Annotated in this window: 14 protein-coding genes; 6 read left to right on the top strand and 8 right to left on the bottom strand. The window is 36.0% G+C overall.

The window, feature by feature from the left end:
• Positions 1 to 11: 11 nt before the first annotated feature.
• Entirely contained in the window at positions 12 to 347 is a 336-nt protein-coding gene (locus tag HCN53_RS07475; RefSeq protein ID WP_042279680.1) for an arsenosugar biosynthesis-associated peroxidase-like protein, read from the bottom strand.
• 169 nt (positions 348 to 516) lie between these two features.
• Between HCN53_RS07475 and HCN53_RS07480 the strand changes: the two genes are divergently transcribed.
• Positions 517 to 738: a hypothetical protein gene (locus tag HCN53_RS07480; protein WP_042279679.1), complete on the top strand. Its 222-nt coding sequence runs from the start codon at positions 517 to 519 to the stop codon at positions 736 to 738.
• A 65-nt stretch (positions 739 to 803) separates the two neighbouring features.
• On the opposite strand, the gene HCN53_RS07485 is transcribed toward HCN53_RS07480, so the two are convergent.
• The 7 genes from HCN53_RS07485 to HCN53_RS07515 form a co-directional block, all read right to left on the bottom strand.
• Positions 804 to 2,234 carry an alpha-amylase family glycosyl hydrolase gene (locus HCN53_RS07485; RefSeq protein ID WP_167342574.1) on the bottom strand — a complete coding sequence of 477 codons (1,431 nt, stop codon included), beginning with the start codon at positions 2,232 to 2,234 and terminating at the stop codon, positions 804 to 806.
• Positions 2,235 to 2,298: 64 nt separating this feature from the next.
• A complete protein-coding gene (locus HCN53_RS07490; RefSeq protein ID WP_167342575.1) occupies positions 2,299 to 4,647 on the bottom strand; it encodes an alpha-amylase family glycosyl hydrolase in 2,349 nt (782 codons plus the stop codon).
• Between the two features lie 52 nt (positions 4,648 to 4,699).
• Positions 4,700 to 6,616, bottom strand: a complete 1,917-nt coding sequence (locus tag HCN53_RS07495) for a glycoside hydrolase family 13 protein (RefSeq protein WP_167342576.1) — start codon at positions 6,614 to 6,616, stop codon at positions 4,700 to 4,702.
• Between the two features lie 61 nt (positions 6,617 to 6,677).
• Positions 6,678 to 8,981 carry a glycoside hydrolase family 65 protein gene (locus tag HCN53_RS07500; protein ID WP_167342578.1) on the bottom strand — a complete coding sequence of 768 codons (2,304 nt, stop codon included), beginning with the start codon at positions 8,979 to 8,981 and terminating at the stop codon, positions 6,678 to 6,680.
• The gene (gene pgmB, locus HCN53_RS07505; RefSeq protein WP_167342579.1) at positions 8,981 to 9,643 is read right to left on the bottom strand and encodes a beta-phosphoglucomutase; all 663 of its coding nucleotides are present in this window, start codon (positions 9,641 to 9,643) and stop codon (positions 8,981 to 8,983) included. The genes HCN53_RS07500 and pgmB overlap by 1 nt, the downstream gene beginning before the upstream one ends.
• Complete coding sequence (locus HCN53_RS07510) at positions 9,636 to 11,081, bottom strand: MFS transporter (protein WP_167342581.1); 1,446 nt, start codon at positions 11,079 to 11,081, stop codon at positions 9,636 to 9,638. The genes pgmB and HCN53_RS07510 overlap by 8 nt, the downstream gene beginning before the upstream one ends.
• A gap of 118 nt (positions 11,082 to 11,199) precedes the next feature.
• Positions 11,200 to 12,222 carry a LacI family DNA-binding transcriptional regulator gene (locus tag HCN53_RS07515; protein ID WP_042279671.1) on the bottom strand — a complete coding sequence of 341 codons (1,023 nt, stop codon included), beginning with the start codon at positions 12,220 to 12,222 and terminating at the stop codon, positions 11,200 to 11,202.
• A gap of 223 nt (positions 12,223 to 12,445) precedes the next feature.
• Here HCN53_RS07515 and HCN53_RS07520 point away from each other — a divergent pair, with 223 nt between their 5' ends.
• From HCN53_RS07520 to HCN53_RS07540, 5 genes are all read left to right on the top strand, one after another.
• Positions 12,446 to 15,331 (top strand): SusC/RagA family TonB-linked outer membrane protein, encoded by a 2,886-nt coding sequence (locus HCN53_RS07520; protein WP_167342583.1) that lies wholly within the window; start codon positions 12,446 to 12,448, stop codon positions 15,329 to 15,331.
• Positions 15,332 to 15,348: 17 nt separating this feature from the next.
• Positions 15,349 to 16,944 carry a RagB/SusD family nutrient uptake outer membrane protein gene (locus tag HCN53_RS07525; protein WP_105018083.1) on the top strand — a complete coding sequence of 532 codons (1,596 nt, stop codon included), beginning with the start codon at positions 15,349 to 15,351 and terminating at the stop codon, positions 16,942 to 16,944.
• A gap of 18 nt (positions 16,945 to 16,962) precedes the next feature.
• Positions 16,963 to 18,078: a SusF/SusE family outer membrane protein gene (locus HCN53_RS07530; RefSeq protein WP_167342584.1), complete on the top strand. Its 1,116-nt coding sequence runs from the start codon at positions 16,963 to 16,965 to the stop codon at positions 18,076 to 18,078.
• Positions 18,079 to 18,141: 63 nt separating this feature from the next.
• Positions 18,142 to 20,877 (top strand): alpha-amylase family glycosyl hydrolase, encoded by a 2,736-nt coding sequence (locus tag HCN53_RS07535; protein ID WP_167342585.1) that lies wholly within the window; start codon positions 18,142 to 18,144, stop codon positions 20,875 to 20,877.
• Positions 20,878 to 21,161: 284 nt separating this feature from the next.
• The gene (locus HCN53_RS07540) at positions 21,162 to 22,154 is read left to right on the top strand and encodes a M28 family metallopeptidase (RefSeq protein WP_167342586.1); all 993 of its coding nucleotides are present in this window, start codon (positions 21,162 to 21,164) and stop codon (positions 22,152 to 22,154) included.

A 22,154-nucleotide genomic window follows, 5' to 3' on the forward strand; every position in this document is an offset into this window, starting at 1 on the left:
TAAGGATGCATCTACATTTCTAATTTATTCACTTTATTCATCATTTGGACACCATGTACCAAAGTCGCTCCGCCGCGTATAGCACCAGCTACATGAACCGCTTCCATCATTTCTTCTTTGGTTATTCCTCGCTGTAATCCATCACCTGTATAAGCATCAATACAGTAAGGGCATTGAACAGCATGAGAAACTGCTAAGGCTATTAGAGACTTTTCTCTAGCTGTGAGAGCACCTTCTTCAAATACTTTCCCGTAATAGTCAAAGAATTTTTCTCCTAGTTGCTCATTCCATTCACTTATTTTACCAAACTTCTTTAGGTCTTTAGGGTCGTAATATGTTTTTTGCATCTTAATTATAATTTTTCACTGCCAAGTTAGGGAATAGATCTCACAAATTGATGACCTCTAATCAGGAAAATGCTCTTATTTCCCACATGCCAAAACTATCTTAATATACTAACTACGAATAAAACTTTTGTCTAGTTTTAAATAATACTAACATTAACAAACCTGGATTATGAAAAAAAGTTTATTAATCGCCGGAATCACCTTATTGTGTTTAACCGCTTGCAGAGATGAAAAAACTCCTGAGGAGCAGGCTAATGATTTGATTGAAAATGCCGATGAAATTAAATCTAAAGAAGATAAGGTCAAGTTAGAAAATGAAGATGGTACAGATGCTAAAATCAAGTACGATGAAGATGGTAATGTTGAAAAAATAAAAACAGACGATAATTAGTCGCTGGAACAAAAAAGGCCTGCTCGATATCGAGCAGGCCTTTTTTACTTGATAATTTTAAGCGGTTATTCATTAACTACTTCTAAAAATCTGAAGGCTCCAGAAGGCAAATCAATTATTTGATTCTCCCTTAATTGTGCTGTAGCTCCTGTCATAATATCACGCACTTTAATATCGCCCATTTTAAAGGTTGTGCTTGTTTTTACATCTGTTGGATTTCCCATAAAGTAAACAGTCGATTCACCGTTTACCCTTTTAAACGCAATAATTTCATCTCCACTTTCTTGTTGTAAGGTAATGTAATCTGCATCGTCCTTTCCACCATGTAAGGCAGGTATGGTTTCTTTAGCTTTAGCCAAAATCTCCATTTTTTTCCATACATCGCCTTTTGTTTTTGGAATAGTATCTTTTTCAAAGAATTTTAATCTATGGTCCATTCCATATTCTTGACCTGAATAAATCAACGGCATTCCAGGAATCGCATACTGAAAGGCAAGAAACAAGTTAGCCTTATTACCCATACGTTCTTTCACAGTACCATTCCAACTGTTTTCATCATGATTAGTAATGAAGTTCATAAGAATATCATCGGCTTCATAGCTTTCTTTTACACGTTCCATATAATCAGACCACGCATTAGGTTTAACTTTTCCTTGAGCCATCTCATTCATAATGTGATGACCTTCCCAATTATAGCCCATATCAAAAGCTTGCTTAAATAGATCTTTCTTTTCACTTTCTGCTAGCATAAATAAAGGCTTGATATTATGAAGTTGACCAGACGCTTCGTTCCAGAAGTCTGTAGGAACTTCATGTGCCACGTCACATCTAAAACCATCTACATCAAATTCTTTAACCCAATAAGACATCGCATCTATCATGGCTAATCTTAAGTTCTCGTTATCGTAATTCAAGTCTGCAGTATCGGTCCAGTCTGTTCCTTTAGGATGAATTATTTCTCCTTTTTCATTTTTTGTATAAAATTCTGGATGTTCATTAATCCACCAGTTATCCCAGCCAGTATGATTTGCTACCCAATCTAGAATAACATACATGCCATTATCGTGTGCAGTGGTTATTAATTTTCTCAAATCTTCTTGTGTACCATAATCTGGATTAACAGCTTGGTAATCCGCAACGGCATAGTAACTACCTAGGTACTTTTCTCTTTCTTTAGGGTCTTTAATATCATGAACCATCAAATCACCTTTGGCCTTTCTATTTTTTTCTGAAACAGGAAAAATAGGCATTAACCATATGACTTTAACTCCTAGCTTTTTAAGTTCAGGAATATCCTTAGTAAACTGATTAAATGTTCCCTCTTGAGAATACTGTCTTATGTTTGCTTCATAAATAATAGCCGTTTCTAATTCACTATCTTGAATAGGTGTATAAACCGTAGATTCTTCTTCAACGTTTACATCTTCCTTCTGTTTATCCTTTTCACAAGCTGTAAAGAGTAAACAGGCTAGAAACAAATACAATAGGTTTTTCATAGTTTTTAATTTTCTGATATTATAAAATTGTAAGTTTAAATAGTGTAGTGCTAATATATTCCGATTATTGTTTTATTGGTACCTTTTTAGTTTGCACGATTGTAAAGGATTGAGGCTTTACCTGTATGTAATTAGGGTCTTCTATACCATTGATCACAATTTTCACCTCTTCCTTGTCATTGCGCTTGTAAGCATTTAATGAAATCTTATTTTCATTAAAGAATATATAGGTTGTTTCGTTAAAATAAGTTCTTTTTATTCCTAATATACCATTTGCATCTGATAAAATCTCGGTATCACCATACAATAGACTCATCGAATTACGTCGTAAATACACAAGTGATTTTACTTGATTTTTAAGTTCTTGTTCATTGCTTGATAGATTATCAAATTTCATCATTCTACGGTTATCAGGATCGTTTGCCCCTATACTACCATATTCATCTCCATAATAGATTACTGGAACTCCTGGAATCGTCATATTAAAAGCGTGTAACATTGCCAGTCTACCATAAGATGATTCATCACTCATACCTATATCGCGAGTCCATCCAGCAGCTTTAGCGTCTTCTTCAAATTTCACATCACCACTTGCGTAACTTATAAAACGAGCGCGATCTTGATTACCCGAGATGTTCCCCATTAAATGGTGGTAACCGTAATAGTCGAGACCTTTTTGCAATATCTCGGTTAAATTACCGTAGGAATTGTCCGCTTTCGCGAAAGCGGAAACAGCAGCATCATACATATTGAAATCAAATTGTGCATCTAGCATACCGGTACTCACGTAGCTGCGTATAAGGTCGTAAGATCCATAAGTTTCTCCAATTTGATATATAGGCCTATTTGTTTGTTCTTTAATTTTCTTAGTTAATGTACGCCAATACAGCTCTGGAACATGCTTTGTAGCATCGTGTCTAAAACCATCTAATTGATAATTTGTCACCCAATGCAAGGCACTGTCAACCATAACCTCAGTCACCTCGGGATTCTCTAAATCCAGCGTAGGCATAAACGTATCAAACCAAGTGGTTAATCTATGATCGTCCCATCTTTCAGTATTTAAACTGCCATCTGGCAGATATAAATCAGTAGCCCATTCTGGGTGTTCTTGATAAACCGGATGTTCTTTATGAACGTGATTTGCCACATAATCCAGTATAACATTAACATCTTGCTTGTGAGCCTCGTCAATCAATGCTTTCAAAGTTTTCTCATCACCAAATCGATAATCAATTTTTGTATTAGACACAGGCCAATATCCATGATAACCACTAAATTTAGTTTTAGGCTCTGGCCATAGACCATAAGCTCCTTCAGGGTTTTGAGTAATTGGCGACAGCCATATGGTATTGATTCCCATTTTACTGAAATAACCTTCTTTCAATTTTTGTAGCACACCTGCAAGATCTCCACCTTTATAATTTGCTTGTGGTAATATCTCTGGATCATCAACTGGTTTTGTATTACTAGTATCGCCATCTAGGAAGCGATCTACCATCATAAAATATAGTACTTGATTATGAAAATCGCTGCGAGTTAATCTAGAAGGCTCAGTTACCACATGACCATCCTGAACAGGAATCAGTAAATCATTTGAGCGACCATTATTATCGCTTGCAAAAACGCGAACTAGTTGTGTGTGGTGAATATTGTTTGTAAAATCTTTTTTTGGCAATTTAACTTGGTACCTGTTTCCTTCTTTTTGAAAATCTATAAGTTGGTTTTCAAATAAAACAAGAACATTATCTAGTTGACCTGTTGCATTAAAGGTAAAACCATTTTCAATCACTTCACCATATTGCAATCTGGCTGGAGCAGCCTTACGACTATTATCTAGCACTCGATTGAAGCCACCCATTCCATTGCTTACTACATTTTCCTCCTGACCTGAAAGCAGTTCCTCCTGTCCATTTTTCATGAAAATATACTGAAACTTTCCTTGTGGAACAGTGGCATGATAGACTAATCTATTACCTTCTTTTTCAAGATCTACAGGCGCCCAATTAGTAAATTCTCCTTTAAGCTGTACGTTTTCATTATTAGCATCACCATAATAATTGATGGGTATAGTTTTAGACATTGACTTATAGATAGGAATATCATTGCGTATGCCATCAGTCCATAAAGTGATCAATGATACAAAAGGTGCGTTTTCTTCTAAAATAATCTCAACACTTTCATTGTTATCGACTTCTTCTACACCAGTTACGCCATTACCATAGGAAATACTATCAATAATAGTAACATCAGTAATGTAGTCCGTTAAAACCAATTCCGTTTTATCTTGACCAGCATAGATAGGAGTTGTAATGGTTTTTATGACACTTGATCTAGTATCGTATTGCTCTTTTTCGTTTGATGAACAACTTACGAAAAGAAAAACCAGCAATACATAAATTAAATTTTTCATAGTTTTTGGTTTAGTAAAAGACACGAGTGCCATTTAAATTTTTATTACTTTATTAGAAAAAGCGAGGTCCTTTTTCAGGTTTATCAAGATCGATGACCATACTAGTTTTACCCGAAACAGATAACGTATTTCCCATATCTATCTTTTTTCCTGAGAGTATATCTAGGCCTTCATTAACATCTTGTAATCCTTCTTTAAACCTATCTAAATTTAAAGTTACTTTTTCAGTATTGTTATTGATCACCACCATTACTCTGCTAGAATCAGAGTATCTAAAATATACATAACAATTGTTTTCTGGCACATAATGTAAAAACTTACCGTCGTGTAGAACAGGTTTTCCTTTTCTATAATTCAGTAGCTTTTTAGTAAATTCATAGAATGGCTTTTGGAACTTTGTTCTTTTCTTAAAGGCATTTACTTCATCATCCTGCCAGCCACCAGGAAAGTCGCGACGTATATCACCATCACCACTGGTATCACGATTTCCTCCCATTCCTATTTCATCGCCATAATAAATTTGAGGTATTCCACGAGCGGTAAGAACTAGTGTCAAAGCCAGTTTATAGTTATTTACATCGCCATCAAATAATCCATCACCATTGATTCTATTTGTATCATGATTACCAGCGAATAGTAAAATATTGTTGACATCTGCATATAGGAAATCATTTACAAAGTTCTCATAAATTCTTACCATTCCCTTATCCCATTGCTGGTCGTTCTCTTTAAATGCTTTCATAATTGCATCGTGTAAAGTGAAGTCCATAACACTAGGTAATCCTGAATTATAACTTTGAATAGCTCCTATAGGACTATCCTTTTGCCAAAAAGCTATTTGTGATTGATCATGCATCCAGGTTTCTCCTACGATATTAAAATACGGATATTCCTTCATGATAGCTTTGGTCCAGTCTGCGATTCCTTTCTTTTCATTATAGGAATAGGTATCTACTCTGAATCCATCTAAACCTGCATACTCAATCCACCATATAGCGTTTTGGATAAGATAATTTAGAGCTAATGGTTCACTTTGATTAATATCTGGCATGGTACTTACAAACCAACCTTTCTCGGCATAGGTATCGTCAATTTGAGATTTATTTGGATCCATTTGTGTGGTTTGTCTATAACTAGAATTTGCATACCCAGAAACTGGAAATTCCTTACCGTCGTTATCATCAAATTGATGAATCCATGTCGCCGTTGGTAAATCTTGCATCATCCAGTGCGTTGCACCCCAGTGATTTGTCACATAATCCATAATCAATTTCATGTCACGCTTATGCAATTCACTGGCTAATCGTTTATAATCTTCATTGGTACCATAGCGAGGATCAATTTTATATAAATCACTTTGCGCATAGGTATGATAGGAATACTGTTTATCATTATCCTCTAGTAATGGAGTACTCCATATTGCGGTAGCTCCCAATTCACTAATGTAATCTAGATGATCAATAATACCTTGTATATCACCACCATGTCTACCACCTTTAAAACTTCTATTTGGTTTTTCGGTAGTTTCTGGATGACTATCGTTTTCTGGATTTCCATTTGCAAATCGATCTGGCATTAAAAGATAAATGGCGTCACTGCTATCAAAACCTCTTCGATACTTTGAATTTAGACTGCGCTGCTTGAGTTCATATTTAGAGGTGAAGTAAGTGTCTCCTACATTCATGGTGATAGCGTATTCTCCATGATTTTGATTTGTCGTGTCAAATGTAACGAAGAGATAATTCAAGTTTTCAGTTCTCCGTATTTTAAGGATTGGTAAATCACTTTTGATCTCAGCTTTTCCAATGTTTCGTCCATAAAACATTACCTCAACCTCGGCATGTTCCATATCTGCCCACCAGAATGGTGGTTCAATGCGGTCTATGGATGATTGTTGTGAGATCGCTTTCGCGAAAGCGAAAATCACAAATAATAAACTTACAATATGAACTTGTTTCAGTCTAATCATAATTCGAAAAATAAAAAACCTAGCCCATTCAAGGACTAGGTTCGGTTAAGCTAATTCATCATTAAGCGGTGATGACTTGTGGTTGTAGGGTTATTTTTTTACCGTTGACAACTACATCCTGTGGTTGATCGCCTTTAAGCTGTACTTGAGTTCCTTGCTGGGTCACTTGTACATTTAAAATTTGATCTCTAAAATTTATTTTGAATGAAAAACCTGCCCATTCCTTAGGTAATTTAGTGGTAAAATGAGGCGTGTCATCCTTAATTTGTAATCCACCAAAACCTTCTACAATACTCATCCAGGTTCCTGCCATACTAGTGATATGACAGCCTTCTTCAACTTCCTTATTGTAATCATCTAGATCTAGTCTAGAGGTACGTAAGTAGAACTCATAAGCCTGATCCATGCGATCAAGTTTTGCAGCCTGAATACTGTGTACACATGGAGAAAGTGAACTTTCATGAACCGTAAGTGGCTCATAAAAATCAAAATGCTTTTCAAGTTCTGCCTTAGAAAAATGATCTTCAAAAAAATAGAATCCTTGAAGTACATCGGCTTGTTTGATGTAACAGCTGCGTAGTATACGGTCCCACGACCATTTTTGATTAATAGGTCGTTGTGAATGATGTAATTTTGAAACTGGGATAATCTCCTTATCCATAAATCCATCTTGTTGTAGGTATACTCCATATTCTTCATCGTATGGAAAATACATACCATCAGAAACTTCTTGCCAAGAAGCACGCTCTGATCCAGTAAGTTTTGTTAGACTTATAATACGGTCATAATCTTCTGGGTAACCATCTTTCACTTTGTCTAAATGTTCAACAGCTTGGTCAATACACCATTTTGCTATGTAATTGGTATACCAGTTGTTGTTAACATTATTCTCATATTCATTAGGTCCAGTAACTCCTAATATCATGAATTTACCAGCTTTTTGAGAAAATGTAGCTCGTTGATGCCAAAACCTAGCAATTGCAATCATGACCTCTAGCCCCATTTCTGGAACATAACTGTAATCACCTGTATAACGTACATAATTGTAGATTGCAAATACCATGGCACCGTTACGGTGTATTTCTTCAAAAGTGATTTCCCACTCGTTATGGCTTTCTTCACCATTCATGGTTACCATTGGGTAAAGAGCAGCACCATTTGTAAAGCCTAGTTTTTCTGCATTTTCTATTGCTTTATCTAATTGATCGTATCGGTATTTTAATAGATTACGAGCTACTTGTTGATCTTTTGTAGCCATATAAAATGGGATACAATATGCTTCAGTGTCCCAATAGGTCGAGCCTCCATATTTTTCACCTGTAAATCCTTTAGGACCAATATTTAACCTACTGTCTTTACCTAAATAAGTTTGATTTAACTGGAAAATATTGAAACGTATACCTTGTTGTGCCTTTAAATCACCATCAATAGTGATATCTGCCATTTCCCAAATATTAGACCATTCTTCTACTTGTTCATTAAACAACTTTTCGTAACCATGCTCAGTTGCTAATGCTAATATCTTTTTACTTGCATCAAACAATTCGTATTTGTTATGATTAAGACTACTTACATAACCTGCATATTTTCTTAAAGTTAAGCTTTCGCCTTGAGCGATATCACCACTAGCTTCATGACGCACGGTTGTATCGTTTTGATCTAGATGAGTGGCGTATTGAATGTGTTCCTCATCTTTGAGCAATTCTGACTGCATGTAGGTCGCTACGTGAAAATTCGTCTTATTAGTGCGGCTGCGTATCATACCTTGATGTTGATCTGAGTATAACTCTTCAATAGCCCAAAATGCATCGTCCCAATTTGAATCCTCATTTGTGATACCAGCATCTATATAAGGCTGGAAGGTGATGCTTAAATCTCCTTTTACTGCAGTTACTTTATAATTTATAATTCCTAATTCATCGTGTTTAAGACTTAAGAAACGTCGTGATTCAACCTTGATTTCTTTGTCATCAGAAATTTGAGCTATAAAACTGCGCTCGTACCAACCTTCTTTCATGTTAAGCTCGCGCCTAAATTCTCTTACTTCTTGAACTTGTGCAAGATCTAGAGGTAAACCGTCTATAAAAACATCTATTCCTATGAAATTAGGAGAGTTCAATACTTTGGCAAAGTATTCTGGGTAACCATTTTTCCACCAGCCTACTCTTGTTTTATCTGGATAATACACACCTGCTACATAACTACCTTGAAATGTATCACCACTATATTGTTCTTCAAAATTTGCTCTTTGTCCCATTGCACCGTTTCCTATGGAAAAAAGGCTTTCGCTTGATTTAACCATGGAAGGACTCCATCCTTCTTCTATAATCGACCACGCATCTGGTTTAATATACTCTTGATTCATTATTTCTGTGTATTCAATAGTGTTTTTATGTAATCCGATGGCATTTCTTCAAAGGATTGAAATACAGCATCGGCTTCATTTAAGTTTGTTTGATCTCCCAATCCAATTGATATCATACCGGCAGTATTTGCAGCTTGAACTCCTGCTTGACTATCTTCAAATACGATACTATCTGCAGCCTTATATCCTAGTTGACTGCAAGCACTCAAGAAGACTTCTGGATTTGGTTTTGCCTTGGTTACGTTAGTCCCATCAACGATAACATCAAATAGGTCTATTATTCCCAACTTTTTTAGAATAGGACGAGCGTTCTTACTGGCACTACCTAAAGCAATAGGTTGAGATATTGCCTTTAAATCCAATAAAAAAGAATGCACTCCTGGCAAAATATCGTTTACCGAGAGACCTTCAATTAAAGAGAGATACTGATTATTTTTTTCTATTAATTTTTGATCAAACTCTTCTTGCGGCAATGATTTATTACCCCATTCTAGAATTTTTTTAAGCGAGTCAACTCTAGAAACTCCTTTAAGTTGCTCGTTTTCCTTTTCTGTAAAATTTATTCCGATATCAGCCGCTAGTCGTTGCCATGCTACAAAGTGAAATTTTGCAGTGTCAACTACCACGCCGTCTAAATCAAATATGAATGCTTTTTTATTCATTAGTAATGGATGGCTGATAAGTAATCGCCTTTTTATTTGTTATTAATAAATTTGAGAATGCGGCAAGAATTAAAAATATACCTGCTATTGTCATTGAGTGGATAGCCTCTTCTCCTATCATATTTTGAAGTAATACTACTCCACCTACTGCTGCTATAATTTGAGGAATCACTATAAACATGTTAAACACACCCATCATAAGCCCCATTTTACTAGCCTCGACAGAACTAGAAAGCATTGCATAAGGCATTGATAAAATGCTACCCCAAGCTATTCCTATTAGACCAAAAGAAAGATTAAGCATGACCGGTTTACCAGGTATATACAACATAATAAGGAAACCTGCTGCTCCTGCGAGCAAACTGATCATGTGAACGTACTTGCGGTTTATACTATTATAAGCAGTATAAAAGGTTAAGAGTAAAGCAAAAATCATTGAAGTCAATCCGTAGATTCCCATTTTACTTCCTACATCATCACTAGCCTCATTATATGCCTTATCTGCTTCTTTATAATTTAATTCTGCTTGTGCACTAGTAAACTCTATAGTATCATTCGAGTTTCTCAAAACCTCGCCATCCTCATCGACCTGAGCGTATTTCTTTATATCAGGTTTTGGGGCATTATAAACATGACTGGTTAAAGCAGGATTTGCCAAGGTCCACATGGCAAAAAACGCAAACCAAGAAAAGAACTGCACAACACCTAACTTTTTCATTATTTTAGGCATTAACGCATAAGTAGATAGTATTGTAGCAAACATGCCTTTTTTCTCCTCTTCGGGTTCGGAGTCGCTAAAGGCAGCCATTTCTTCAGGAGAATATTCTTTGGTAGTAAAAATTGTTACTAGAATTGACACAATAAACACTAACGCTCCTACTCCAAAAGCTACTTTTACTGAATCTGGAACGACACCTGGTGCTGCTTCATTTGAGATATCGAAAATATCGTTCATGAATTTAGGGAGATTACTTGCTATCCAAGTTCCCACACCGATAATCAACGTTTGAACTACAAACCCATAACTGCGCTGTGATTCAGGAAGCTTATCTGCTACGAGCGCCCTAAAGGGCTCCATTGAAATATTGATAGAAGCATCTAATACCAACAAAAGTCCGGCAGCCATCCACACCTCACTAGAATAAGGCATAAAAAGCAATGCGATAGAACTTAAAATTGCACCTAGTAAAAAGAAAGGCCTTCTTCTACCTAAGGTTTTATGCCAAGTATTATCACTTAAATACCCAATAATAGGCTGAACGATCAAACCAGCAAGCGGTGCTGCTATCCATAAAAATGGAATATTATCTTTATCAGCCCCTAGAGTTTCAAAAATACGTGACATGGTTGAGCCTTGCAGAGCAAAGCCAAATTGTATCCCAAGAAATCCGAAACTCATGTTCCAGATATCCCAGAAACCTAATTTAGGTTTTTGCATATCGTTTAATTTTAATTTAAAACGACAAGCCTATTTTATTTGTTAGACTTATCTTGGTGTGTGTGAAGAAAATAAGTCTGTATTTATGTAAAAACATAAACAATACAAATCTACTTTATTAAGGTGTACTTTCCCTTTCTATTAAAGAAGTTTTTACGATAACGGTTTCGTAGCGTTCCTCATCTTTTTGATCTTGTTCTAATCTATCAATTAATTTAGCCGCTGCAATTCCACCCATTTCGTACCCATTTTGACCTATGGTTGTAAGAGATGGGTTAGAGTATTTAGACAACATACCATCAGTAAAAGCAACTATAGCGACATCATCTGGGATTCTTTTCCCTTTGCGTAATAGTATTTTACTAGCAGTTACTGCAAACAACTCATTCACAGCCACTATACCATCTAATGATGGATTATTATCTATAAACTTTTCTATCAATTCATCACAATGATCAATGTCTTCAATTTTCAAAATAAGATCTTGATTCACCTCTACACCGCGTTTCATTAAAGCCTCTGAATATCCTTGAGTACGCAATCTCCCAACATTGACATAATCTACCGTACTTAATATACCTACATTCTTTTTAGCCTTACGCATTAAGAAGTCTGTTGCCTCACTAGCAGCTGTTACATCGTCAATAATAATTTTGTCACCAGGAATATCATCGGCAACACGATCAAACATAACGATAGGCATTCCTTGATTAATCACCTCACGCAAGTGGTGAAAATCTTGCTTTGACATTGTTTCCTTAGATAGACTTAGAATAAATCCATCAATACTTCCATTTGCCAGCATTTCCATATTAACTACTTCCTTATCAAAACTTTCACCACTTAGGCAAATAATCACTTGATAACCTTTTTCATTGGCAACATGCTCTACACCAGAAATAACAGTTGCAAAAAAGTGATGTACAATTTCAGGAATGATAATCCCTATTTTTTTCGTCTTTTGATTTTTTAAGGACAGTGCTATACTGTTAGGCTTGTAATTATACTGTTTAGCATATTCCTGAATTTTTTTTCTAGTCTCCTCACTTATTTCATAAGAATCCCTAAGAGCTTTAGAAACTGTCGAAATGGAAACTTTAAGGTCTTGAGCTATTTTTTTTAGCGTTAATTTTTGAGCCATGCTACTTAAACAATTACTGGTAGTTCTTTACGATTATGCTAATATAAGGTGTTACGCTTTCGCGAAAGCGTAAATTCCATCTAAATATAATGATAAAATAACACTATAACGAGCCGAAAACGTTTTCGTAAAATCACAGAACGAAAACGTTCTCTTAACATTATGTTTACATAATTTCGTGGCGTGTGTGAAGAAGATTCAATACTAATTCAAACCATTATTCATGATTAGAAATTTTAAAATAGCATTACTTGCCCTATTATTTCCAATTATTGCGCTAGCACAAAGCGTTGTAAAAGGGAAAGTTACAGATGCTCAAACCGGACTCCCAATTTTAGGAGCATCGGTTGTCGTAGAAGGTACAAAAAATGGAACCTCTACCGACTTTGATGGAAATTACACCCTTAATAATGTGAACGATGGAGCAGTTATCGTTTTCACTTACCTGGGTTACACCTCGCAAAGTGTAGCTTACACCGGTCAATCGACCATCAATGCAGCGTTGGAGGAAAGTCCTTCAGAATTAGACACTGTAGTTTTAATAGGATACGGTAGTACTACAAAAGCTAATGTTACCGCAGCTCAAACTACTGTAGACTCAGAAGAATTTAATAAAGGTGCTATTGTTTCACCAGGACAATTAATTGCTGGTAAGGCAGCTGGTGTACAAGTAACAGCCGCTAGTGGTAGTCCTGGAGACGGACCAGTTATAAGAGTACGCCCAGGTTCTACACTTGGAGGAAATGCAGATGCTCTTATAGTAGTTGATGGTGTTCCACTAGATCAACAAAATGCAAATCTTAATTCTATTAACCCAAATGATATTGAATCATTCACTATTCTTAAAGATGCTAGTGCAACTGCCATTTATGGTAATAGAGCATCAAATGGTGTAATCCTGATAACTACTAAAAAAGCTAAACTTAATAGCGATTTAAGATTATCATATGGAGTTCAATATGCTGTTGAAAAGGTGCAAAATTATATTGAAGTACTAGATGCAACAGAATTCAGACAATTGGTAGAGGATCAAGGTCGTGATACATCAATATTAGGTGATGCAAATACAGACTGGCAAAACGCCATTTATCAAAACGCAACTAGAGCTGTTCACAATATAACAGCTGAAAAGGGTTTTGAAAAAACCTCAGTACGTGCGTCATTAGGTTATACTAATGAGAATGGTACTCTTTTAAGATCTGGATACGAAAGATTGTCTTTGAGTCTAAACGCAGTTCATAGATTTAACAATGACATAAAACTAACGTTCACATCACAACTATCTCAAGAGGAACGCCGATTTGCTGATGCTGGAGCTGTAGGTGCTGCGGTGGTTTTTGACCCTACTCAACCTATCTTTAGTGGCAATGATATTTATGGTGGTTATTTTGAATTCACTAACGATTCTGGTCCAGAACCAAATGCGCCTCGTAACCCATTAGGTTTATTAAATAGCTTGGATGCTCAAAATGACAATTCACAAGCTCGTTTAAACATGAACTTAGATTATAAAATCAGCCAAATCCCAGGTTTAAGGTTTGTAGGTAACGCAGGTATCGATTACAATGAATACGATAGTTATTCTATAAGAGATGCTAATTCTGGAGCTGGTTTCAGATTTGCAAGTCAAAATTACAACAATGGGATAAGAAGAAACCAATTGCTTGATGGTCGCTTAGATTATAAACGAGCTATTGATGCAATTGACACAAAAATGGATCTTACTATAGGTGGTAGTTATCAGGACTTCTATCGTGCTGATGGTGGTAGAACACTTACAAACACCGGATTTCAAGACAATCCTTTCTCAGTAAATGAAACTACCTTGGTAACGGGTTTTGCTCGTGCTACATTCGACATTAAAGATCTTTTAATTTTATCTGGTAGTTACTCTAGAAACGGAAGTTCACGATTTTCAGAAAACAACCGTTGGGCAAACTTTTATGGTGCCAATGCTGCTATTAAATTAACTAATACTGATTTTGTTCAAAATAGTGGAGTTATTTCAAGACTTAAGATTCGTGGTGGCTATGGACAAACTGGACAACAAGATATTCCTGTGTCATTTGCCTTTTTATCTGTATTTACTCCAGGTCAAAATCAAGCACAAGTACAGTTTGGGAATGATTTTGTACAAACTATACGTCCTGAAGGAGCTATTGATCTTAAATGGGAAACAACCGATCAGTATAACGTTGGTATCGATCTAGGATTCTTTGATGACCGTTTAACTGGTACGGTTGATGCATTCTATCGAGAAACTAGTGACCTTCTTTTATTTGGACCTCTACCAGCTGGTGGATTAGAGAATGGTAGTTTTCAAAACGCAGGATCTACATTGAGTAGAGGTATTGAAGCTAGTGCAGCACTTGACGTAATACGCAATGAAAACTTTAATTGGAATGTTAGTGGTAATGTTACTTTCCAAGAAATTGAAATTACAGACCTAGCTGGTGCGACCAATGAACCTGTACAAGTAGGTGGAATATCTGGTGGAACAGGTAATAACATTCAAGAATGGGCTGTAGGATCAGACCCAACTACCTTCCATGTATTCCGTCAAGTGTACGATCAAGATGGTAATCCTTTAGATGGAGTTTTTGTAGACGTTGATCAAAACGGAATTATCAACGATGCTGATCGTATAAGATATAAAAAAGCTAACCACGATGTTTACTATGGTTTTTCATCTAGAGTAAACTATAAAAACTTTGACTTAAACTTTACTTTCAGAGGTGCTGCCGGAGGTTATAACTACAACAACGTAGCGTCAAATGCAGCAAACTTTGGTAGCGTTTTCCCAAGCAACACTCAGAACCCTATTTATCTAAATTCACCGACTGATATTCAAAACACAGAATTTAGTCAACAACGCTTGTTTTCAGATTACTACGTTCAAAAAGCTGATTTCTTAAAATTGGATAACATTTCGTTAGGATACAACTTCCCAGGCGACAAAGTTGATGTAAGAGCTTCTGTTACAGGTACTAATTTATTTGTAATTACAGATTACGATGGGATAGATCCTGAAGTATTCGGTGGTATAGATAACAATTTATTTCCAAGAAACAGAGGTTTGATTTTTGGATTAAACTTCAATATTAAATAACTCAATAAAGCAAGAATATGAAAATGTACAAATCGATAATCTTGTTATTTGTAGGAATGCTAGCTTTCACTGCATGTGATGATGCTTTGACAGTAGAGCCTAGAGATAACAGATTGACAGAACAACAGCTATTTCAAGATCCTGCAACTTACCGAGGACTAATTGCAAAGGCTTATGCCGGGTTAGCAGTTGGTGGGCAAGCAGGTGGAGATGGTGACGCTGATATTAGTGGTATCGATGGTGGTTTTTCAAATTACCTAAGATTATATTGGAACATGCAAGAGCTAACTACTGATGAAGCTATAATCGCATGGAACGATGGTACGATTAAGGATCTACACTGGCATGTATGGACAGATGGTAATGAATTTATCAACGCCATGTTCTCAAGAATTAATTACCAAATAGCAGTTTGTAATGAGTTCCTAAGACTTAGTACCGATGCTAAACTGGACGAATACAACATTCCTGCAGACTTAAGAGCTGATGTTGCTGAATACAGAGCAGAGGCAAGATTCTTAAGAGCTTACTCCTATTATCACGGTATGGACCTTTTTGGTCAAATGCCTTTTACAGATGAGAATAGCGATCCAGCGGCTTTTCCTCCAGTATTGTCAAGAACAGAGTTATTTGACTTCATTGAATCCGAATTAGTTGCTATTGAAGATCAAATGGTTGATGCTAGAGCTAATGAATATGGAAGAGCAGATAAGGGAGCTCTTTGGATGACACTTGCTAAAATTTATTTGAATAGTGAAGTTTATACTGGTAATGCACGATATGATGACGCCATTATTCAACTTAACAAAGTAATTGGAGCTGGCTATTCAATTCCTTCAGATCCTTATCATAACTTGTTTCTTGCAGACAACAATTCAAATGGTAGCCAAAATGAATTTATTTGGACCATCAATTTTGATGGATTAAACACTCAAACATTTGGAGGTACTACTTACCTTACTCATGCGCCTATAGGTGGTGATATGAATGCTGCCAACTTTGGTGTGAACGGTGGTTGGGGTGGAATAAGAACCACAAAAGAATTTGTTGAATTGTTTCCTGGAATGGAAAATAGCGCTGATGGCCGTGAGGCATTCTTTACCGATGATCAAGAATTAGAAATTCAAGATGTTGGAAGATTCAAAGATGGTTATGCCATTGAAAAATTCCGTAATGTTACAGTAAATGGTGTGGCAGGTAGTGATCCAGTTGGTGACTTTGTTGATATCGATTTCCCTGTTTACCGACTAGCAGATGCGTATTTGATGTATGCCGAAGCAGTTGTAAGAGGTGGTTCTGGTGGTGACATCAACACTGCTGAAGGATATATAAACCAACTTAGAGAGCGAGCTTATGGAAATACAAGCGGTAACATAAGCGCGAGCAATATAGATTTAGATTTCCTTCTTGATGAAAGAGCCAGAGAATTACACTGGGAAACTCACAGAAGACAAGATTTAATTCGTTTTAACCAATTTACTACAGGAAAAGTTTGGACTTGGAAAGGAAACGTACAAAGTGGAACGACGACAGCTCCATTTAGAAACATTCTTCCTATACCTGCTCAAGAAGTAAGTCTTAACCCTAATTTAAACCAAAATCCAGGTTACTAACCTTTAATATAATTAATGATGAAAAAAATATCAGTTATAATGTTTGCATTCCTTGCTATTGCAGGAATCATATCATGTGAAGATAATGACAGTGAAGAATTCACAATCAATACTGCTCCTAGCGGAGAAGTAATGCTGTCGCCAGACGTTGTCAACTTTGAAGTTACAGAAACAAACGGTAATACTCTAGCAGAAAGATTTGTTTGGAATGATTTAGAAATGGAAGTTCCAGTTCAGGTTAATTACGAGTTACAAATGGACGTGGAAAACGGTGATTTTAGTGCACCAGAAGTAATAGGCTCTACTACTGAGAACAATTTAGCCATTCTGTACAGCACTTTAAATAATGCTGCAACTCAACTAGGTGGTGAACATGCTACACCAGGAAACTATTCTATCAGATTAGTAGCATCAGTAGCAGATCCTGCTGTTGAACCTGTTATTTCAAATTTAGTGAATGCAATTATTACTCCATTTTCTGCATACCCATTTACAGACTTATATCTAGTAGGTGCAGCAACTGCCCCAGGATGGAATAATGATAATGATAATCCTGCTCTTTACAGAGATCCAGCAAACGACAACGTTTTCTATTATTCAGGATACTTTGTAGGTGATGCTTTTAAAATTTTAACTTCACCTGGCTTCTGGCAACCACAATATGGTGAAAGCAATGGAGCTGTAGGTCTTAACGATGGTGCTGGATCTGATCCAGGAGTATTCTCAATTCCAGCAGATGGTTACTACGATTTCACTATCGACATTACAGGTGTAACTAACTCATCTCAAGGATCTTCAAGTTTCAGTATTGCCCCTAATGCTAATGGAGCAAGTGCAACTACCTATACTTCGGTAGGAATAATTGGAGATGGAACTCCTACAGGATGGGGATCTGATACAGATATGGTTCAAAGCACATTTGATCCTCATAAATGGAGCATCACAAACGTAAGTTTAATCAGTGGTTTTATGAAGTTCCGTGCAAATGATGACTGGGCTGTTAACTGGGGTTCTGATACTGAACTTACAGGTCAAGGTACTCAAGACGGGCCTAACATTCCTGTTGAGCCAGGAACATACGATATCTATTTTAATGACTTAGATGGACGTTATATCTTAATTCCTGTTAGATAATCATGTTTATTTATAACTTAAAAGGGCTGTTTATACAGCCCTTTTTTGATAACGATTAATTCTATGAAAAACTTTTACCTTTTATTAGCTGTGATTTTTGGGTTCGCTTTCGCGAAAGCGCAAGTAACCACAAACCCATCAATACCTACACAACAAGATCAAGTAACACTAATATTTGATGCAACAGGAACTCCTTTAGAAAACGAATCTGGAAATTTTTATGCTCACACAGGAGCCAACATTAATGGAACACGCTGGTCCAATGTAGTAGGAAACTGGGGTGACAACACTGCTCAACCACAGTTTGTCAATACTGGCGGTAACATGTATCAAGCAACCTTACCAGGAACTTTAGAAACTTTTTACAACGCACAACCAGGAGATGTAATCTCAGAAATTTGTCTGGTTATAAGAAACGCTGCAGGAACTAATCAAACATCACCAGATATTTTTATAGACGTTTTCCTACCTGGTTTAAACACTTCAATCACCAGCCCACAGGACGGTGACATCATAAGTTTAAATCAAACCATAAACCTAAGTGCAGACTGTACACAAAACGCAACATTAGATCTTGCCGTAAATGGAAATAGTGTAGCGACAACAAGTGGTTCTAGTATTTCTACTTCATACACATTTTCAAATCCAGGCAATTACACAATTGCAGTCAATGCAGATAATGGAACAACAACAGTTACCGATCAAGTATCGGTTTATGTACCAAATACTACACAAAGTATTGCTAGACCAGCAGGATTGAAAAACGGTGTGAATGAAAATGCGGACGGTAGTGTTACTTTCTTATTAGCAGCACCAGGCAAAACAGATGTAATGCTTTTAGGAAGTTTCAGCAATTGGGACTTAGATCTTCCTTATCAAATGAATAAGGATGGTGATTATTTTTGGGTTACCGTTCCTTCTACACAGTTTTCTGCAGGAACTGAGTTTGCCTATCAATACTTAGTAGATTACAGTATTAAGATAGCCGATCCATATAGTCGTTTGATTCTGGATGATGGATTTGACCAATTCATAAAGCCTGGTAATTTTGATAACATTTATCCTTATCCTACGGGAGAGACTACAGGAGATATATCGCTTTGGACTTATCAAGCTACCCCTTATAATTGGAATGTGACTAATTTCCAACGTCCGGATCAAGAAAATTTAGTTATTTATGAAATTTTGGTACGAGATTTTTCTGAAAACGATAGCTACCAAGAAATAATTAATAGAATAGATTACCTAGCCGATTTAGGTATTAATGCTCTTCAATTCATGCCTTTAAATGAATTTGAAGGAGCAGATAGTTGGGGTTACAACCCTAAGTTCCACATGGCAATTGATAAAACCTACGGAACTCCTGAAAAATTTAAGGAACTGGTAGATTTATGTCATTCAAAAGGTATCGCTGTTATACTAGATGTTGTTTATAATCATGCCTTCTCTCAAAGCCCACTTTGTCAAATGTGGTGGGATCAAGCAAATTTTAGACCAGCAGCAAATAATCCCTATTTAAATCCGACTGCTAGACACGATTTCAATGTAGGATATGATTTCAATCATGAAAGTAATTGGACTAGAGACTACGTTAAACAAACCCTACAATATTGGATAGATGAATATAAAATTGACGGTTTTAGATTTGATTTATCTAAAGGTTTTACCCAAAACAACACCCTAGGAAATATTGGTGCTTGGAATGCTTATGATCAAAGTAGAGTCAATATTCTCAATGATTATAAGAATACTATCTGGAACAATAATTCTAACGACATTTACATGATTCTTGAACACTTAGGAGGACAAAATGAGGAAGCCGCACTAGCCAATGATGGATTTATGCTTTGGGGAAAAATGACCGACGAATTCAATCAAAACAGCATGGGATTCTCATCTAATTCCAATGTCTTTAGAAGTTATTACACATCAAGAAATTTCAATGACCAGCATCTTATAGCCTATGCAGAGAGTCACGACGAGCAACGATTAATGTATAAAAACTTACAATTTGGTAATGCTGCAAACTCTTCTCATAACGTTCAAAATGTTCCTGTAGCATTGGATAGACAAGAAGCCATTTCAGCAATTCTTTACAGCATTCCTGGACCTAAAATGCTTTGGCAATTTGGTGAGCTAGGATATGAAATTGACATAGACCAAAATGGTAGAACAGGTCGCAAACCAGTAGCTTGGACATTAGGATACGATACTGACCAGGATCGATTAGACTTATATGATGCAACAGCTACATTTATAAACTTTAAAACCTTATATCCTGAAACTTTTAACAATACAAACAATAACTTAAATGTTTCTGGGCTGGTTAAAACCATCAATTTAAATGGACCTAATTTTGATGCAGTAGTTCTAGCAAATTTTGCAGTAACTGCGCAAACAGCAAATCCTAATTTTCAACAAACAGGAGTTTGGTATGATTACTTCAATAACAATGCGGTTGTGAACGTTACTAATACTACTACTGGAATTTCATTGCAACCTGGAGAGTACAAATTGTACACCACAACTCCTCTTAATAATCCGTTGAGTAATGAAGAAGTTCAGGAACAGTTAAAATCGTCTTTCATTATTTACCCTAATCCAGCTCAAAGTAGTTTCAACATTCAAAGCGATACTGAAATAGACCAAGTAATAATCTATAACACATTAGGTCAGGTAGTGAAAACATTTGAGCATGAAACTATAAATTATGATATCTCTGATCTTAAATCTGGACTATACTTTGTTCAAGCTAGTTTAAATGGAAGAATATCTCAAAACAAACTATATATCAAGTAATTAAACCTATAAAATTGATTTTAATCGATTTGAAAAGGCATCGATTCTACTTTTTATAGAATAAAATGATAATTAAAGAAATTCGTGTCCTGTTGGCTTGAAGCAGGGCAGCGATTCCCTAGTTCACTGATCTGTGGAAAGTCAACGCATTTCATAATTCATTTGATTATTAAAAGCTGCTATTTTAGCAGCTTTTATTTTTTCCATACTAATGTAAAATTTCTCAGCTCAGCCCTTTTCTTTAAACCTTAGTAAGTTATTATCTTTACACTCAAAACCATCCAATGAAAAAGATATTACTACTTTTTGTCGTTACAGTTTTAACGTTCTCATGCAACTCGAGCTCTAAAATAACCTCTGTAGAAAAAGCCGCAGAATCTGTAAAACAGTTATCCGAGATTAAAATCCCGATGGCAAAAAAAGAGAATTTAGAAAACATTGTTAACTATCTAGCACAAGACGAATTAGAAGGTAGAATGACAGGAACACCTGGAATTGCAAAAGCTGCAGATTACTTGGTTGATCAAATGACAATGATGGATCTAGAGCGTTACGGCGATAGTTATATTGATACATTTAGCGTTCAAGATTCTATAAAAGCCTTTAATGTAGTTGGTATTTTACCTGGCTCTGACAAAAACCTTAGTGATGAGGTTGTTGTTATAGGAGCTCATTACGATCACATTGGTATCATTAAAAATGCCCAAGATGAAGATAAAATTGCAAATGGCGCCAATGATAATGCTACTGGTACAGCAACTGTTATGGAAATCGCTAGAATTTTCAGGCAATTAGACTTTAATAGACGAACCATTATTTTCGCCTTATTCAGTGCAGAAGAAATGGGCCTTTTAGGTTCTAAACATCTTGCTACACGTATGAAAAATGAAGGTGTAAACGTAGTGGCAATGGTCAATTTTGAAATGACAGGAACTCCTATGGTAGACAAAGATTACATTGCCTATCTTACTGGTTATGACACATCAAACATGGGTGAATTGTTCAATACCGCAAACAGTGATAAAATAGTAACTGGAAAACTTCCACAAGCTGAGCAATTCAATTTGTTTAAAAGGTCAGACAACTACCCTTTCTATGAGCAACACAACATACCAGCACAAACCTTTTGCACCTTTGATTTTACCAACTTTGATCATTATCACAAAGTAGGTGATGAAAAAGAATTAGTAAATACAGATCACATGGCACAAGTTATAAATGCTGTAACACCTGGAATCTTTCACATCGTAAACAAGACAGCACCTCAACTTAATTAA

The organism is Nonlabens sp. SY33080 (assembly GCF_011784885.1).
In the GTDB taxonomy this organism is placed as follows: domain Bacteria; phylum Bacteroidota; class Bacteroidia; order Flavobacteriales; family Flavobacteriaceae; genus Nonlabens; species Nonlabens tegetincola.

What these genes read in the sequence shown, in the direction of transcription:
- HCN53_RS07520 (WP_167342583.1), top strand. Translation starts at nt 12,446, where the DNA reads ATGATTAGAAATTTTAAAATAGCATTACTTGCCCTATTATTTCCAATT.
- HCN53_RS07535 (WP_167342585.1), top strand. Translation starts at nt 18,142, where the DNA reads ATGAAAAACTTTTACCTTTTATTAGCTGTGATTTTTGGGTTCGCTTTC.
- HCN53_RS07515 (WP_042279671.1), bottom strand. Translation starts at nt 12,222, where the DNA reads ATGGCTCAAAAATTAACGCTAAAAAAAATAGCTCAAGACCTTAAAGTT.
- HCN53_RS07510 (WP_167342581.1), bottom strand. Translation starts at nt 11,081, where the DNA reads ATGCAAAAACCTAAATTAGGTTTCTGGGATATCTGGAACATGAGTTTC.
- HCN53_RS07480 (WP_042279679.1), top strand. Translation starts at nt 517, where the DNA reads ATGAAAAAAAGTTTATTAATCGCCGGAATCACCTTATTGTGTTTAACC.
- HCN53_RS07540 (WP_167342586.1), top strand. Translation starts at nt 21,162, where the DNA reads ATGAAAAAGATATTACTACTTTTTGTCGTTACAGTTTTAACGTTCTCA.
- HCN53_RS07485 (WP_167342574.1), bottom strand. Translation starts at nt 2,234, where the DNA reads ATGAAAAACCTATTGTATTTGTTTCTAGCCTGTTTACTCTTTACAGCT.
- HCN53_RS07500 (WP_167342578.1), bottom strand. Translation starts at nt 8,981, where the DNA reads ATGAATCAAGAGTATATTAAACCAGATGCGTGGTCGATTATAGAAGAA.
- HCN53_RS07525 (WP_105018083.1), top strand. Translation starts at nt 15,349, where the DNA reads ATGAAAATGTACAAATCGATAATCTTGTTATTTGTAGGAATGCTAGCT.
- pgmB (WP_167342579.1), bottom strand. Translation starts at nt 9,643, where the DNA reads ATGAATAAAAAAGCATTCATATTTGATTTAGACGGCGTGGTAGTTGAC.
- HCN53_RS07475 (WP_042279680.1), bottom strand. Translation starts at nt 347, where the DNA reads ATGCAAAAAACATATTACGACCCTAAAGACCTAAAGAAGTTTGGTAAA.
- HCN53_RS07490 (WP_167342575.1), bottom strand. Translation starts at nt 4,647, where the DNA reads ATGAAAAATTTAATTTATGTATTGCTGGTTTTTCTTTTCGTAAGTTGT.
- HCN53_RS07530 (WP_167342584.1), top strand. Translation starts at nt 16,963, where the DNA reads ATGAAAAAAATATCAGTTATAATGTTTGCATTCCTTGCTATTGCAGGA.
- HCN53_RS07495 (WP_167342576.1), bottom strand. Translation starts at nt 6,616, where the DNA reads ATGATTAGACTGAAACAAGTTCATATTGTAAGTTTATTATTTGTGATT.